This window comes from Clostridium sp., from assembly GCF_051656525.1.
In the GTDB taxonomy this organism is placed as follows: domain Bacteria; phylum Bacillota; class Clostridia; order Clostridiales; family Clostridiaceae; genus Clostridium.
On record NZ_JBOGCC010000349.1, the window covers coordinates 1 to 18,614 of the forward strand.

10 protein-coding genes are annotated in these 18,614 nt (G+C 30.6%); 7 read left to right on the plus strand and 3 right to left on the minus strand.

The features are described 5' to 3' along the window. The first annotated feature begins 141 nt into the window (after positions 1–141). Complete coding sequence (locus ACRDDY_RS17125; protein WP_438566145.1) at positions 142–2,091, plus strand: KUP/HAK/KT family potassium transporter; 1,950 nt, start codon at positions 142–144, stop codon at positions 2,089–2,091. 28 nt (positions 2,092–2,119) lie between these two features. On the opposite strand, the gene ACRDDY_RS17130 is transcribed toward ACRDDY_RS17125, so the two are convergent. From ACRDDY_RS17130 to ACRDDY_RS17140, 3 genes are all read right to left on the minus strand, one after another. Then, positions 2,120–3,436: an APC family permease gene (locus ACRDDY_RS17130; protein WP_438566146.1), complete on the minus strand. Its 1,317-nt coding sequence runs from the start codon at positions 3,434–3,436 to the stop codon at positions 2,120–2,122. A gap of 94 nt (positions 3,437–3,530) precedes the next feature. Next, on the minus strand, positions 3,531–4,247 hold the full coding sequence (locus ACRDDY_RS17135) for a gamma-glutamyl-gamma-aminobutyrate hydrolase family protein (RefSeq protein WP_438566147.1): 717 nt from the start codon (positions 4,245–4,247) through the stop codon (positions 3,531–3,533). 17 nt (positions 4,248–4,264) lie between these two features. Continuing rightward, complete coding sequence (locus ACRDDY_RS17140) at positions 4,265–5,536, minus strand: L-cysteine desulfidase family protein (protein WP_438566148.1); 1,272 nt, start codon at positions 5,534–5,536, stop codon at positions 4,265–4,267. A 242-nt stretch (positions 5,537–5,778) separates the two neighbouring features. Here ACRDDY_RS17140 and katG (ACRDDY_RS17145) point away from each other — a divergent pair, with 242 nt between their 5' ends. The 6 genes from katG (ACRDDY_RS17145) to ACRDDY_RS17170 form a co-directional block, all read left to right on the plus strand. Next, positions 5,779–7,998: a catalase/peroxidase HPI gene (katG, locus tag ACRDDY_RS17145; RefSeq protein ID WP_438566149.1), complete on the plus strand. Its 2,220-nt coding sequence runs from the start codon at positions 5,779–5,781 to the stop codon at positions 7,996–7,998. A 187-nt stretch (positions 7,999–8,185) separates the two neighbouring features. Continuing rightward, positions 8,186–10,384 (plus strand): catalase/peroxidase HPI, encoded by a 2,199-nt coding sequence (gene katG, locus ACRDDY_RS17150; RefSeq protein WP_438566150.1) that lies wholly within the window; start codon positions 8,186–8,188, stop codon positions 10,382–10,384. Between the two features lie 232 nt (positions 10,385–10,616). Beyond that, positions 10,617–11,696, plus strand: coding sequence for a pyridoxal-phosphate-dependent aminotransferase family protein (locus tag ACRDDY_RS17155; protein ID WP_438566151.1), 1,080 nt, complete (start codon positions 10,617–10,619; stop codon positions 11,694–11,696). 34 nt (positions 11,697–11,730) lie between these two features. Continuing rightward, positions 11,731–12,639, plus strand: a complete 909-nt coding sequence (locus tag ACRDDY_RS17160) for a D-2-hydroxyacid dehydrogenase (protein ID WP_438566152.1) — start codon at positions 11,731–11,733, stop codon at positions 12,637–12,639. A gap of 117 nt (positions 12,640–12,756) precedes the next feature. After that, positions 12,757–14,001, plus strand: a complete 1,245-nt coding sequence (locus ACRDDY_RS17165) for a DUF1015 domain-containing protein (RefSeq protein WP_438566153.1) — start codon at positions 12,757–12,759, stop codon at positions 13,999–14,001. Positions 14,002–14,516: 515 nt separating this feature from the next. Next, positions 14,517–18,614, plus strand: a 4,098-nt coding sequence (locus tag ACRDDY_RS17170) for an MSCRAMM family protein (RefSeq protein ID WP_438566154.1), incomplete at its 3' end; no start/stop codon positions are given.

Genomic DNA, 18,614 nt, shown 5'->3' on the forward strand with positions numbered 1-18,614 from the left:
TAATAGAATGTCAAAAGAATAGATTTTTTCTATACATAGAATGAAAAATTATTGTGATATAATCTTTAAGGAACAGTTAATCAATTTTAACAATTGCTTAGCTGTTTTTCTTTACTAAAACAATAAAAGGAGCAAAAAATAATGAAGAAGAAGGCAGTTACCATAGGGTCGTTGCTTGTAGCGCTAGGTATAGTTTATGGAGATATAGGAACTTCTCCACTTTATGTAATGCAAGCAATTCTCTCTACAAATAACAACTACTCATCAAGAGGGTTAATATTAGGTGGAGTATCATTAGTATTCTGGACTTTAACTTTGCAAACAACTATAAAGTATATAATATTTACATTAAGAGCCGATAATAATGGCGAGGGTGGAATATTCGCACTATATACTTTAGTTAAAAAGTATGCCAAATGGCTTATAGTACCAGCTATAGTAGGTGGAGGAGCATTACTTGCAGATGGAATTTTAACACCGCCTGTATCAGTAAGTTCAGCTATTGAAGGATTAAATGTTATATTTCCAATAAAAGAAGAGGTAACAATCATCATTGTTATAGCTATAATAGTAGCACTCTTTTTAGCTCAAAGATTTGGGACTGAAAAAATTGGTAAAATATTTGGACCTATAATGCTAATATGGTTTTTAATGATTGGAATTTTAGGAGTAGTGCAAATAACAAAAAATGCATCAATTCTTCAAGCGATAAACCCATATTACGGAATAAAACTTTTATTTAGTGGAAACAGTGCAGTTTACATACTTGGTGCAGTATTTTTATGTACCACAGGTGCAGAGGCATTATATTCAGATTTAGGACATTGTGGAAGAAATAATATTTATTATACATGGGTATTAGTTAAAATATGTCTTCTATTAAGTTACTTTGGGCAAGGAGCATATCTTTTATCACAAAGTGGAAAACTTATTACAGAAAGTCCTTTTTTCTTAATTATGCCAAGATGGTTTATAATAATAGGAGTTGTAATAGCAACCCTTGCAACAATAATAGCAAGTCAGGCTTTAATATCAGGTTCATTTACACTTGTTTCAGAGGCAATAAAATTAAATATATTCCCAAGACTTCATATAAGATATCCAAATGGAGAAAAAGGGCAACTTTATATAGCAACAGTGAACTATGCATTATGTATAGGATGTATAGCAATAGTTCTTATATTTAAGAAGTCAGAAAATATGGAATCAGCATATGGTTTAGCAATTACTATAACTATGCTTATGACAACTATTCTTTTATCACAATATATGTGGCATAGAAAGAAGAAAAAAGTACTTGCACTTATTATTTTAGTGGTATTTGGAACTATAGAAATGAGTTTCTTATATGCAAATAGTTTTAAAATATTAAGTGGTGGATATATTACGCTATTAATAACAGCAGGTCTTATATTCTTAATGTATATTTGGTCATATAGCTCACAAATTAAGATAAAATATAGAAGTTTTGTAAGCCTTTTTGATTATAAAGAGAAGTTTAAACTTATACAGGCAGATAAAGAGTTACCACTTTATGCAAATAATATAGTATATTTAACAAAATCAAGAAAGTGGGATGAAGTTGAAAATAAGATAGTTTATTCAATATTCAACAAAGATCCTAAAAAGGCAGAAAATTACTGGTTTGTAAATATATCGGTAACAGATGAGCCATATACAAAGGAATATAGATTTAATACAATACAAGAAAATAGAGTTTTTAGTATAGAATTTAAATTAGGATTTAGATTATCACAAGGGGTAAATACGCTTCTTGCAGAAGTTGTTCAAGAGCTTATGGAAAGTGGAGAAGTTCAATTTACACCAAAAGAATACATGATAACATCAGGAAATAGAAAAGCTATAGGAAATTTTAAGTTTATAATAATTGAAGAGATTCTTTGTAGTGAAAGTACATTCTCAGGATGGGATAAATTTATTCTTTCAGCAAAATTAATAATTAAGAAACTTACAGTATCACCAGAAAGATGGTATGGAATTGATACAAGTGTAGTTGAAGTTGAGAAAGTTCCTATAATAGTAGGAAAAAGAAAAAATAATAGACAGAAATTAACAAGATTATATGATTAAAAAATGGAGCTAATACTAGCTCCATTTTTTACTTTTTATTAGAATTAAAAATTCGAGGATGTTTTTTAGTATAGTACTTCATTATAAAATATAGTGGAAGTGCTATTATTAATCCGCCAAGTCCACCTAATATTTGTGATAATGAGGATTGTAATAAAACCCAAATACTAACTATAATAGCTACTGCAGGAATTATAGGACCAAATGGAACTTTAAAGTTACGAGGCATATCTTTCTTTTTATATCTCATTACAATTACTGCAAGGCATGTTGGAAGATATTGAGCAAATCTTGATATTGAACTAATAATAGCAAGAGTTGTAAAGCTTCCTGATAAAGCGATTGGTAAAGTTATAATCATACTTATAACTAAGGCTATTGCAGGAACTCCTCTTTTTGTATATTTCCCCATTGGTCTTGGTAATAAATCATCATCAGCAAGAGCAGATGCAAGTCTTGGAGTCATAAATGATTGTGCTATATTTATTCCAGTTATTGAAACTAGTATACCAAGACTTACTAAAATACCACCAAAGGAGCCTAGAAATCTACTAGAAGCACTAGCTACAGGGTTTGTATTAGTTGCTAATGAAGAACCAAGTATACCTATTGAAACTGATTGAACTAGAATATATACTACTGAAACTATTAGCATAACTAAGATAATAGCTCTTGGAATATTTTTATCAGGATTTTTCATATCTTCAGCAGCTAAAGCAATACTTTCAAAGCCTGTAAATGCAAAGAAAATAAGTAAAACTGCTACTCCAAAATTCCCATGGGTATAAACTCCATGAGGAAGCATAGGATGAAAGTTACCTCCTTTTATAAAGAATATACCTACTGCTACAAAAACAATTAAAGGTAGTATTTTCCCAATAGTTGAAATATTCATTATAATTTTTGTGAAGTTTACTCCTACAAGATTTATTAGAGTTAATATAATTAAAAATACTGTAATAATAATATCTTTTGTCATTCCCTTATCAGCTGCTGGCCAGAAAACTGAAAGTGCTGTTACAAAACCAGCTGCCATAGTTGCTTGAGCAATTATGGAAACGGCATAAGTCATTATGCCTACTTCAAAACCAGCAAATTTACCAAAGGTTTTTCTAGTATAAACGTAAGCAGCACCATTTTTTCTAAACATACCACCCATTTCAGCAAAACAAAGGGCAATGCTTATAGCAAGGATAGCATCAAATATTATAACAAATATACTAGCAGGTCCCATAAGTGCCATTGCTTTATTTGGAAGTAAAAAAATACCAGTTCCAACTATAGCATTAAAGCCTAATAAAACAATACTAAAAAGTCCTAATTTCTTTTTGGTTCCTTTATTCATATTTATAACCACGCCTTTCTTTAGTAATGAAAAGTTATTTTAAATTATAGAATACAGGGATCAATAATTTAATATATATCTAGAGTATTTTAGTTTAACATTGTTCTATAAAGAATTTAAAAATTTTTTTCATTTTATCATTTTCTTCTTGCATCATTTCTGGATGCCACTGTACCCCCATAACAAATGGTGTTTTTCTTTCAATAGCTTCTATAACTCCATCTTTAGAGTATGCAGCTACTTTAAATCCATCAGCAACACGCTTTACAGCTAAATGATGATATGAGTTTACAGTTTCTTTTTCGCCTAAGAGATTAAATAGAATACTATCTTTCACTAAATCAATAGTGTGAAAGCCTAAAGTTGGATTACCTTCTTCAAAATGCTTAATATAGCTACCTTCTTTTAAAGATAAATCTTGATATAAATTACCACCATAAAATACATTTAAAAGTTGAAGTCCTCTACAAATACCTAGTATTGGAATCTTCTTTTTATCTGCGTTTTTTAATAATTCCATTTCGCAATTATCTCTATAAACTGAAACATCGTGAAGTTTAATGGTTGGTTCTTCGCCGTAAAGAAGTGAGTGTATATCATAGCCTCCAGATAAAATTAATCCATCTATTAATTCTATTTGAGATTTCATTGTATCTATATCATTTGTCATTGGAATTACTATTGGTAATCCTCCAGCATTAATGACTGCATCTACATATTCTTGAACTAGTATTATTCTTTTACAACCAAGGAAAGGTTTTTTATCTTCGGTAATAACATTTGCTGATATTCCAATAATTTTTTTAGTCATAATATTTCACCGCCTAGTTAATTATTTTTTGAAAGCATAATATCTAAAATTGTATTATCTACATTAGAAAATCCTGATTTTACAAGAGTCCTTAGATTTTTAACAGTATTATTTGCATCCTCAAAAATTATACCGTCTGTTTTTTTAGTTTTAATACCGTTTAATGCAAGCATTGCACATTCTATAGCCGAATTAGTTCCAGCAGCTATTTTTAATGCACAACTTTCTTTTGCACCATCACATATCATTCCTGAAAGTCCTGAAAGCATAATATTAACAGTGTTTTTTATTGTTTGTAAATCACCATCATGCAAAAATACAATGGCACAAGATGAACCAGTTCCACCAGCTATTCCAGATCCACAAATAGGTGACAGTCTTCCAATATATTGCTTAATAAATAAAGTGATAAGATTACTAAGAGCTAAAGCTCTTAACAATGTTTCTTTATCTGTTTTCATATATTCAGCTGTTTTAATTACAGGAAGAGTTGTTGCAATGCCTTGATTACCAGAGCCTCCTGTTGTCATAACTGTAAGAGGACAGCCGGACATTCTAGCATCAGCAGCAGCTGCAGTAGAGGCAACAACTTTATTTGCAAAAGAGTTTTGAAACATATTTAAATCTGAATGTCTCATTAGCTTGTATCCTATTTCCAAACCGTATCTATGTCTTAAACCTTCTTCTGAGATTTTAAGGTTTAGTTTTACAGCATCGTATAAAAATTCAATTTCTTTTATAGGAACATTTTTAACATAATCATAAATAGATTCAATACTTTCTATTTGAGCACTTGAATTGTGCTCATAACTTTCATTCTTCTCTAATAAAACGTTTTCATTTTCTTTGATATAAATAACATTAGTATGAGAATGTTTGATAATAACTTCAGATGAATCTTTTTCATTTTTACAGTTTACTTCAATATAAAGTAAATCATCAGAATCTTTTTTATTTATTACTATAATTTTATCATCTAAAAGTTTATTAGCTTTTTCTAAGTCTTCATCTGTAAAACTATTTAATAAATCTAATTTTTTAGATGAGTCTCTTATAGCTGCACCAAGAGCAGCTGCCATACTTGCACCAAGTTTTCGTGTACCAGGAATAGTTACTCCTAAGGCATTTTTTATAATATTAGGACTTAAATAAATTTCAATACTAGATGCATCTCCATTCAAATGTTCCATAGCTAAAGCTGTTGCATAAGCTACTGCTATAGGTTCTGTACATCCTTGAGCTGGGGCTATTTCATTTTTAAGAATATCTGTATATTTTTTGTAATTCATCTTGTGTACCTCCGTATTTATTTTATGCTTTAATAATAGCATATCTTTTTTTATTAAAAAAAACTAAAAAAATGCACATTAATATATAATATTTTCATTTTATTGATAATTTAGGATTTTAAAGCAGTTAAGTAGTATATTTCTATATTTTTTTACTTCTTAAAATAAAATTTTTATAAATAATTTTTAGAGAAAAATTGGTAATACTAAGAGGGTAAGCTAGAATTTAGGAGGAATTAAAAATGACAGAAGGAAGATGTCCCATAACAGGACATACAAAAAGGAATATGGATGAAAATCTTGAAAATCCAATAGCAAGTGAAGGAACATCTAATAAGGAATGGTGGCCTAATGCACTAAATTTAAAAATATTAAGTCAAAATTCTGAGAAGGTTTCGCCAATGGATAAAGATTTTGATTATGCAAAAGAGTTTAATAAATTAGATTTAGAGGAAATAAAAGCGGATATAAAAAAATTAATGACTGACTCTAAAGAGTGGTGGCCAGCTGACTATGGAAATTATGGTCCATTATTTATAAGAATGGCATGGCATAGTGCAGGAACGTATAGAATAGGAGATGGACGTGGAGGAGCAAATAGTGGAAATCAAAGATTTGCACCTATAAATAGTTGGCCAGATAATGTAAGTTTAGATAAAGCAAGAAGACTTCTTTGGCCAATAAAAGAGAAATATGGAAATAAAATATCATGGGCAGATTTAATGATATTAACAGGAAATTGTGCTTTTGATTTGATGGGAATGAAGACAATAGGATTTGCTGGAGGACGTGTTGATACATGGGAACCAGAAGAAGATACATATTGGGGAAAAGAGAAGATATGGTTAGATAGTGAAAGATATGAAAAATTGCAATTAGAAAATCCTCTTGCAGCAGTACAGATGGGACTTATATATGTTAATCCAGAAGGACCAGATGGAGAGCCAAGAGTTTTAGATTCAGGAAAAGATATAAGAGAAACATTTAAAAGGATGGGAATGAATGATGAGGAAACAGTAGCATTAATAGCTGGAGGACATACTTTTGGAAAATGTCATGGTGCAGTATCAAAAGCTTATTTAGGGCCAGAACCAGAGGCTGCACCTATTGAAGAGATGGGCTTTGGTTGGAAAAATTCTTATAAAACAGGCAATGGAATTTATACAATGACAAGTGGGATTGAAGGGGCATGGACTCCACATCCAACAAATTGGGACATGGAATATTTTGAAACTTTATTTAAATATGATTGGGATTTAATGAAAAGTCCAGCAGGAGCATATCAGTGGATTCCGACTGATCCTGAAGCAAAGAAGACTGTTGTTGATGCGCATGATAAGAATGTAACTCATGCACCTATGATGACAACGGCAGATTTATCATTAAAAACGGATCCTATTTATTCAAAAATATCAAAAAGATTTTATGAAAATCCTAAAGAGTTTGAAGACATATTTGCAAAAGCTTGGTTTAAGCTTACACATAGGGACATGGGACCTAAGTCAAGATATTTAGGAATGGATATTCCAAAAGAAGATTTTATATGGCAAGATCCACTTCCAAAAGTAGATTTTGAGGTAATAAAAGAAGCAGATATTGAAGAGTTAAAAGAAAGAATAAAAGAAACGAATCTTTCAATTTCTGAATTAGTATCTACAGCATGGGCTTCAGCATCTACATTTAGAGGAAGTGACTTTAGAGGTGGGGCAAATGGGGCTAGGATTAGATTTAAGCCTCAAAAAGATTGGGAAGTAAATGAGCCAAAGAAACTTAAAAAAATTATAGAGAAGCTTCAAGGTGTAGTAAATAATTTCAATGAGAAAAGTAAGGGAAATAAAAAAGTTAGCTTGGCAGATATCATAGTGCTTGGTGGAAATGTAGGAATAGAAATGGCAGCAAAAAATGGGGGTGAAAATATTAAGGTTCCATTTACACCGGGAAGAGTAGATGGATTAGAAGAGAATATGGATGCAAAATCTTTTGATGTATTGGAGCCAGTATATGACGGATTTAGAAACTTTACAAAGAAAGAATTTGGCATACCACTTGAAAAACTATTAATAGATAAAGCTCAATTATTAAATTTAACGGCACCAGAGTTAACAGTATTATTAGGTGGATTAAGAGTTTTAGATATAAATTATAAAGGAATGAAAGCAGGAGTTTTCACAAAAAATCCTGGAAGCTTAACAAATGATTTCTTTAAAAATATATTAGATATGGAAACTAAGTGGGAAAAGCTAGAAGGTGATGCAAATTTATATGTAGGTAGAGATTTAAAAACTGGTAAGGAAAAATGGACTGGAACAAGAGTTGATTTAATATTTGGCTCAAATGCTCAACTAAGAGCTTTATCAGAATTATATGCAAGTTCAGATTCTAAAGAAAAGTTTTTAAAGGATTTTATAAATGCATGGAACAAAGTTATGAATGCAGATAGATTTGATGTAAAAATGAAATAGAAGAGTAAAAGAGCAACTATAAAAAATTGGTTGTTCTTTTTATTATTGGATTTAAATGTTAATTTGAATTTTCAGAAAATTAATAAAATATACCTAATAATAAGTATTGATAATTAATAATTATTATTATAAAATAAAAAATATAGAAACGGAAAAGTAAAAATAAGAATATTGGAGGATGATGATTATGTCAGGAAAATGCCCTTTTACAGGAAAAACTGGAACAATAAAAATGGATAAGGTTACTGGAAGTGAAGGAACATCAAACAAAGAATGGTGGCCTAATGCATTAAATTTAAAGATTTTAGGTCAAAATTCGGAAATGGTATCACCAATGGATGAAAATTTTGATTATATTAGTGAGTTTAATGGATTAGACTTACAAGAGTTGAAAAAAGACATTAAAAACTTAATGACGGATTCGCAAGAATGGTGGCCAGCTGATTATGGTCATTATGGACCTTTATTTATAAGAATGGCATGGCACAGTGCAGGAACATATAGAGCTGCAGATGGACGTGGAGGAGCAAATACAGGAAATCAAAGATTTGCACCATTAAACAGTTGGCCAGATAATGTAAATTTGGATAAAGCAAGAAGACTTCTTTGGCCAATAAAACAGAAATATGGAAATAAAATATCATGGGCAGATCTTATGATATTAACAGGAAATTGTGCCTTAGAATCTATGGGATTAAAAACTATAGGATTTGCAGGTGGACGTGTTGATATATGGGAACCAGAAGAAGATACTTACTGGGGAAGTGAAAAAGTTTGGTTAGATAAAGCTAGATATGAAAAAGAAAAGCTAGAAAATCCTCTTGCAGCAGTGCAAATGGGACTTATATATGTAAATCCAGAAGGTCCTGATGGACAACCTAGTGCAATTGCATCAGGAAAAGAAATTAGAGATACCTTCGGAAGAATGGGAATGAATGATGAAGAAACTGTTGCATTAATAGCTGGTGGGCATACTTTTGGTAAAGCTCATGGAGCGGGTTCAGCTACAAATGTAGGAGCAGAACCAGAAGGAGCACCAGTTGAAGAAATGGGCTTTGGATGGATGAGTTCTTATAAGAGTGGAAAAGGAAATGATACTATTTCAAGTGGAATAGAAGGAGCATGGACTGCTAATCCAACTAAATGGGATAATGGATTCTTTAGCAATTTATTTGGATATGATTGGGATTTAGTTAAGAGTCCAGCAGGAGCATGGCAATGGGTACCAACTGATCCTGAAGCAAGAAAAACAGTTCCATCAGCACATGATAAAAATAAAACTGAAGCACCAATGATGACTACAGCAGATATGGCACTTAGAATGGATCCTATTTATGGACCAATATCTAAAAGATTCTATGAAAATCCAGAAGAATTTGAAAAAGCTTTTGCAAATGCATGGTTTAAATTAACTCATAGAGATATGGGACCAAGCTCAAGATATTTAGGAGAAGAAAAACCTAAAGAAACATTTATATGGCAAGATCCAGTGCCAGTAGCTGATTTTGAAGTTGTAAATGAAAATGATATAAAAGAATTAAAAGAGATGATAAAAAATTCTAACCTTTCAGTATCAGAATTAGTTTCTACTGCATGGGCATCAGCATCTACGTTTAGAGGTAGTGACTTCAGAGGTGGAGCAAATGGAGCAAGAATCAGATTAGAACCTCAAAGAAACTGGGAAGTAAATGAGCCAGCAAAACTAAATGTAGTTCTTTCAAAATTAGAAAAGATTGCAGAGGAATTTAATAAGAAACAATCTGGAAATAAAAAAGTTAGCGTAGCAGATATAATTGTTTTAGGTGGAAACGTTGGAATAGAAATGGCAGCATCTAAAGCAGGTAATAATGTAGAAGTTCCATTTGTTGCAGGTAGAACTGATGCAACTCAAGAAATGACTGATGTAAATTCATTTAGAGTATTAGAGCCAGTTTGTGATGCATTTAGAAACTACTTAAAATATGATTTTAGTATACCAGCTGAAAAATTAATGGTAGATAAAGCTCAATTATTAAAATTAACAGCACCAGAATTAACTGTATTATTAGGTGGATTAAGAGTTTTAGATATAAATTATGAAGGTTCAAAAGCAGGAGTATTTACAGATAAACCTGGAAGCCTAACTAATGATTTCTTTGTTAATGTACTTGATATGGCAACAATGTGGAAGAAAAATAGTGAAAATTCATTTGTTGGAATTGATAGAGCTACAGGAAATGAAAAATGGACTGCGTCAAGAGTTGATTTAATATTTGGTTCAAACTCACAATTAAGAGCAATAGCTGAAATATATGCAAGTTCAGATTCTAAAGAAAAATTCTTAAATGACTTTATAAAAGCATGGAATAAAGTTATGAATGCAGATAGATTTGATATAAAAAAATAAGCTAATAGGAAAAGTAGTAGGATTAAATTTATCCTACTCTTTTTTTGCTTGTAAAATAGAAATTGAGCGTATAAAAGAAAGAAAAAGATTACAGAAAATTTAAGGTGAATAATCATGTATGTTTATAAAATACAATGGAATAAAAATTGTTTTTATGAAATTATTTAAATTGTATTTAGTGGTAAAAAATGTTAAAATTACAATAAATTAAGAAACGAATGGAGGAATAAAAATGCATAAAAAATTATTTATACCAGGACCTGTTGAAGTTCGTAGTGATGTATTAGCAAAAATGGCTACACCGATGATTGGACATAGAAGTGCCGATGCTTCATTTTTGCAAAGAAGAATAAGTGATAAATTAAAAAAGATTTTTTATACACAAAGTGAAATACTTTTATCAACAACATCAGGTAGTGGACTTATGGAAGGTGCAATAAGATGTTGTACTTTAAAGAGAGCAGCAGTTTTTTCAGTAGGAGCCTTTGGGAAAAGATGGTATGAAATGGCTAAACAAAATGGAAAAGAGGCAGATCTTTTTGAGGTTCCTATGGGAGAAGCTATAACTCCAGAGATGGTAGAAAAAGTTCTAGAGTCAGGAAAATATGATTTAGTAGCAGTAACTCATAATGAAACATCAACAGGGGTTATGAATCCTATTAAAGATATTGGAAAAGTAGTTAAAAAGTACAGTGATATTGTATATATAGTAGATGCAGTAAGTTCAGCTGTAGGAACTAGAATTGAGGTAGATGCATGGGGAATAGATATATTAGTTACATCTACTCAAAAAGCAATAGGATTACCTCCAGGAATGGCAATTTGTACATTCTCAAATAAAGCAAAAGAGAGAGCAGAAAAAGTACCAAATAGAGGTTTTTATTTAGATTTATTAGCTCTTTATAAATATATACAAAAGAAGGATTATCAATATCCTTCAACACCATCATTATCACATATGTTTGCACTAGATTACCAACTTGACTATATATTAGGAAAAGAGGGGCTTGAGAATAGGTTTGCAAGACATAAAGAACTTGCAAAAATAACAAGAGCTTGGGCTAAAAAACATTTTGAATTATTTGCAAATGAGAAATATCTTTCTAATACAGTAACAGCTATTAAAAATACTAGAGCAATAGAAGTTTCTGCATTAAATAAGGAACTTGCAAATAGAGGATATATTATATCAAATGGATATGGAAGTCTTAAAGATAAAACATTCAGAATTGGACACATGGCAGATTGTACTGTTGAAGAATTAAATGATTTATTAAAAAATATAAATGAAATATTAAAGTTAGAGAATTAGGGGCAAATTTTCTAAGTTTAAAAGGGGGCTAAAAATGTATAGAGTATTAACTAATGATGGTTTACAAATTGGGGCAATAGCTAAGCTTGAGGAGCTTGGAATTGAGGTTGTAAATCACCATTATAATGGAGAGATTTTAGGAGAAACTTTAAAGGAATTTGATGCAATAGTTATAAGGTCAGCAACTAAGTTAACTGCTGAGACTTTAGAATCATCAAAAGGTGGAAAATTAAAGCTTGCTATAAGAGCTGGAGTTGGAATTGATAATATTGATATAAAATATGCAGAAAATATGGGGATTACAGTTAGAAATACTCCTAATGCAAGTTCAGATTCAGTTGCAGAATTAGCAATAGGTCATATGTTTGCTCTTGCAAGATTTATAGGAATATCAAATGTAACTATGAGAAATAAAGAATGGAATAAAAAATTGTATCAAGGGACAGAAATAGCTAATAAAACTCTTGGTATAGTTGGTATGGGCAGAATCGGGAGAAGTCTAGCTAAAAAAGCAGAAGCATTAGGAATGAAAGTTATATACTTTACGATAGAAGGAAAACATAGGGATTTAAAATATGACTTTGTAAGCTTTGATGAGGTCCTTAAAAATTCTGACTTTATATCACTTCATGTGCCTTATGATAAGGAAAATGGAGCGTTGATAAGTGATAGAGAATTTGATATGATGAAAAAAATTTCTTATCTGATTAATTGTGCTAGAGGAAAAGTTGTAGATGAAACTGCATTATTAAAGGCACTAAATGAGGGGAAAATAAGTGGTGCTGGTGTAGATGTTTTTGAAGAAGAACCTACAAAAAATAAAGAACTATTAAATCATCCAAAAGTTAGTGTAACACCACATATTGGAGCTGCAACTAATGAAGCACAAGAAAGAATTGGAGAAGAAGTTGTAGAAGTAATTAAAAGTTTTTTTAATATGTAAAAAGTTATTTTAGGAGTAGGGGATAAACCTTGAAGAAACTAGTGAGATTTTAGGTGCATTCTAGTTTCTAGGGTTTAGGTCTTGCTCCTAATTTACTATATAAAAGGAGGAAGAAAAATGGCTAGAATAAAAGGATTTAAAGGAATAAGACCAGTACCTGAATTAGCATCACAAATTGCAGCACTACCTTATGATGTAATGAATAGTGATGAAGCTAGAGAAATGGTGAAAGGAAATCCATACTCATTTTTGCATGTAGATAAAGCAGAGGTGGATTTAGATAAAGATATAGATATTCATGATGAGAGTGTATATGAAAAGGCTAAAGAAAATTTAGATGGAATGATAGAAAAGGGATATCTTAAACAAGATGAAAATGAATGTCTATATGTTTACAGACAAGTTATGAATGGAAGAGCACAAACAGGGTTAGTATTTTGTGCTTCAATAGATGATTATTTAGAAAATGTTATAAAAAAGCATGAGTTTACAAGGGCGGATAAGGAGGAAGATAGAATAAAACATGTAGATTATTGCAATGCAAATACAGGGCCAATATTTTTAACTTATAGAGATGATGATGTTATATCGGCTGTAATAGAAGCATGGAGTAATAAAAATCCTATATATGATTTTGTTGCAGAAGATGGAATAAGACATGTTGTATGGGATATAGATAATGAAATAATAGTTAGGGAAATTGTAGAGCTTTTTAAGGATGTAAAGTATATGTATATAGCAGATGGACATCATAGAACAGCATCAGCTACAAAGGTTGGATTAATGAGAAGAGAGCAAAATCCAAATTATACAGGAGAAGAAGAATTTAATTATTTTTTAGCAGTAGCATTTCCAGATAAAGAACTTATGATAATGGATTATAACAGAGTAATAAAAGATTTAAATGGATATAGTACGGAGGAATTTTTAGAAAAAATAAAAGAAGATTTTGAGATAGAAAAATATAAAAATAATGATGGATTTAAGCCTACAGAAAAGCACACATTTGGTATGAATATAGAAGGTGAATGGTATAAATTAAAAGCTAAAGAGGAAATACTTAACAAAGAAGATTCTATAGAAAGATTAGATGTCTCAATATTACAAGAAAGAGTACTAAAAAAAATACTTAATATAGATGACATAAGAACATCTAAAAGAATTGATTTTATAGGTGGAATAAGAGGAATTGAGGAGTTGAATAAAAGAGTTAAAAAAGATATGAGATTAGCATTTTCAATGTATCCAACAGAAATAAAGGATATAATGGATGTTTCTGATAAAGGTAAGGTAATGCCACCAAAATCAACATGGTTTGAACCTAAACTAAGAAGTGGATTATTTATTCATGAGTTAAAATAAATAAAAAAATAGAAAGTGTTAAAAAATAATAGAAAAATAAATTAGATTATAAAGTAAATACAGAAAATATGATTTTAAATTAATAAGAGGAATGAATTGAAAGATAGTTACTATCAATTAACAATCAAATTTAAAAAATTTCTAAAAAATTCAAGTGTTTAAAATAGCTGAAAATGATTAGAATCAAGCAGATGTAGAAAAATAAAAAAAGAAAAAATAGAAGAATAAAAAAAAATGGGTATTTAATGAATAAAAAATGAATAAATAGAGAAAAAAATATTAAAATATAAACAATATAAGTTAAAATTAAATGAATGAAATGTAAAAATTTTAAATAAAATGAACTGAAATTATAGAAAATAGGGCTAATAATACTTTCATTATCAAAGGATAGTTTTAATAAGTAAAAAAGTGTGCAATAATCAAAATGTAATTTTATAAAAATAACAATTAATCTGCTAATTTTTTCTATAGAAAAAATAAATATATTTTATATAGAAATGAGAGAGAAAATAATGTATAGAAAAACTAAGAAAAAATTAGCAATAACAGTAGTTTTCTTTTTCTTATCAACACTATTTTACAATTTAGCGCCAATAACTGAAGCGTATGCAGATACGACAGCTACAGTAGGAGCTTATAATGTTGCATTAAGTGCACCATCAGCAACATCTGGTGGGAAAGCAACAATAAATGGGACGATAAGTGTAGGAAACCAAAATGGCAATTTTAATCAGCCAATAACAATAACAATACCAAGTGGTCTTACAAATGTTAGTTTAAACTCATCAGGGCTTACAGGATATTTTAAGGCAACTCAAAATGGTAATCAAATAACATTAACACCATTATCAGGAGTGTCAACATTATATGAAGCTACGTTTTCTTTGACAGGGAATTTAGCTAAGGATATGGGACCTGGGAATCATAATATTCCTGCAACTGTAAATGGGCAGAATGTTCCGGTACCAATAACAATTACATCACCAGGTGGAAATACTGGAGGATCAACTTCGAATCCAGGTGGAAGTTCTAGTGGAGATTCAGGATCTTGGACACCACCACCAAGCATAGGTGATACAACAAAAGGAGTAGACTTAAGTTTACCAGTTGGAAAGTATTTTGCACCAGCAAGCATTGGAGGAACATATAAAAAAGATGAAACTATTCCAATCGTTAATGGTGGAAATTCAACTATTGATTATACAGCATTTGTAAATACAGAAGTATCAAGTGGTAACACATATACAGATACACTTCCAGAAGGGATGAGTTTTGTTCCAAATAGTGTAGTAGTATATAATTTACAAACAGGTAAAAATGAAACTAGTTTCAATTTACAACCTGTAATAAATGGAAATACACTAACGATAAGTGGATTCTCAAGCTTACCACAAGGAATATACAAAATTGTATATCAAGCTACTGTTTCATTACAATATGCACAAAATCATTTTGATAAGACTCTTACTAACGTAGGAAGTTTTGCGAATCATACATCAACAGCAAAATTAACTATTAATACAGAGAAGTCAAGTTTTGATCCAAGCCATGAAAAAGGCATGATAACAAAAACAGTAAATCAAAATGTATTTGGAGATGGAGTATCAACACTAAATTATACATTAAGCATAAATCCTAATGGTTATAATATTAGTAATGCAAAAATAGTTGATAAATTACCAGCAGGTATAACATTGCAACCGATTGATGCGAATCCTATGAGTTCAAATTATGGAAATGTATCAGTTACAGCGACTAACAAAGGAAATTATGTTTCTACACCATTTAATATTTGTGAAATTGATGCAAATGGAAACGAATCATATCCATTTGGAGAATATCCAGCAAATCAATCACTAGGAACATTATATTATAATGAACAAACTAATGAGATTTCAACAGATATTCCAAACACAAATTATTCAATAACTATAAACTATTCTGTAAATATAGGAGCAAATGCGAAAAATATACTAAATACGGCGACTATTACAAACAATGGAGTAAGTGATTCTAGTACAGCAATATCACAATATGCAAGTAATTCAACAGCACTTGGAATGTGGAAAACAGCTTATTGGAAGAATCCAGTTACAGGGCAAATAGTTAATAGTGGAGATATAAGTCATAATCAATGTGATTTAAATATTAATGGAGCACAAAATCCAGATGTAACATTTGTTATTAATGTGCAAAATAATAATGCATATTTTCCAGATGGACAGTTAACTTTTAGAGATCCAATTGAAAATGGCGTGAAAATCTTAAGTGTAGATGTACCAAGTAATATGGGATATACAATAAAAGATAATACTGTATATTTTAAAAATACTGGATATATAGAACCAGGACAGTTCCAAGTGAAGATAAATTGTTCTTTAGCTGATTTTAAAGGCGGATCAACAATTAAGAATACAGCTTATAAAAATAATTGGGGAACTGATACTGTTATAGTTCATAAACAATCAGATACAAATGTACAACAGTACGGAAGTTTAACTATAACTAAAACAGGTGTAAATGGAACAAAACTTCCAGGAGCAGAGTTTACAGTAACAGGACCAAATAATTTTAATGAGAATGTGACTACAACTTCGAATGGAACAGTTGATTTAACTAAATTACCTTATGGTGCCTATACAGTTAAGGAAATAAAAGCTCCGATTGGATATACTGTAAATCCTAATGCACAAACAGTTGTAGTAGGAAAACAAAGTAATGGAAGTGTAGAAGCGAATCAAAATATTACAATTGCAGATTCAACAGTTCTTGGATCGATAAAAGTTGTAAAAACTGATAAACAGACAGGAAAGCCAGTAGTAGGAGCACAATATACTGCAACAAATACTGGAACAAATAAAGTGTATGAAGCTACTACAGATTCAAATGGTGTAGCACAATTTACAAACTTACCATGGGGTACTTATAATGTGAAAGAAACAAAAGCGCCAAATGGCTATGAGTTAAATTCACAGATACAAACTGTAACGATTAATGCACAAAGCTTTAATGCAAGTGGAGTATTCCAAGTGCCAACATTTAATGTAACTGATAATGAAGTACAAGGAAGTTTAAGTGTTACAAAATTAGGTGCAAATAATACTAAGCTTGAAGGAGCAGTATTTACAGTAACAGGACCAAATAACTTTAATAAAGAAATAACTACAGGTTCAAATGGTGTAGCAAGTTTAAATAACTTAGCATGGGGAACTTATACAATTAAGGAAACTAAAGCACCAGTTGGATATACTTTAAATAGTCAGGCACAGACTGTAACAATAGATGCAAGCAATGCAGCTAAAGTTCAGAATGTAAATGTAGTTGATGGACAAGTGACTGGTAAGTTACAAATTGTAAAAACTAATGAAGCAGGAACAGAAAAGCTTCAAGGAGCAACATTTACAGTAACAGGACCTAATGGGTTTAGTAAAACTGTTACAACAGGTAGTAATGGAGAAGCTAATTTAGATAATTTAGCATGGGGAACTTATACAATAACAGAAACAAGTGCACCAGCTGGATATAACTTAGATAAGACTCCACAAACTGTTAATATAACAGGGCAATCAGCAAGTAAAGTACAAGTAGCAACATTTAAAGATAGTCAAGTATTAGGAAGCTTACAAGTTACAAAAACAGGAGCAAATAATACTAAACTTCAAGGAGCAGAGTTTACAGTAACAGGACCTAATGGATTTAGTAAAGTAATTACAACTAACAATGAAGGTGTAGCAAGTTTAAATAACTTAGCATGGGGAACTTATACAATTAAGGAAACTAAGGCACCAGTTGGATATACTTTAAATAATCAGGCACAGACTGTAACAATAGATGCAAATAATGCAGCTAAAGTACAAAATATAAATGTAGTAGATACACAATTAAATGGAGCAATACAAATTGTAAAGACTAATGAAGCAGGAACAGAAAAGCTTCAAGGAGCAACATTTACAGTAACAGGACCTAATAAATTTAGTAAAACTGTTACAACAGGTAGTAATGGAGAAGCTAATTTAAATGATTTAGCATGGGGAACTTATACAATAACAGAAACAAGTGCACCAGCTGGATATACTCTAAATAAGACTCCACAAACTATTCAAATAACTAATGCGACAGTAGGTCAAGTACAAGTAGCAACATTTAAAGATAGTCAAGTTCTAGGAAGCTTACAAATCGTAAAAACTGGAATAAACAATACTAAGCTTCAAGGAGCAACATTTACAGTAACAGGGCCTAATAAATTTAGTACAACAGTTACAACTAACAATGAAGGTGTAGCAAGTTTAAATAACTTAGCATGGGGAACTTATACAGTTACTGAAACAAAAGCACCAGCAGGTTATAATTTAGATACAACTCCAAAAACTGTAACAATAGATGCAACTAATGCAGCTAAATTGCAGACTGTAGATGTACAAGATTCTGAAACAACAGGAACTTTAGTAATAGAAAAAACTGATATCACAAACCAAAAAGAAGTTGCAGGAGCTAAAATTAATATTTCTGGAACATCTTTAAATGGACAAAAAGTAGATATAAACTTTACTAGTGGAACAACACCAACTAAATTTACATTACCAGCAGGAACATATACTTATAAAGAAGTA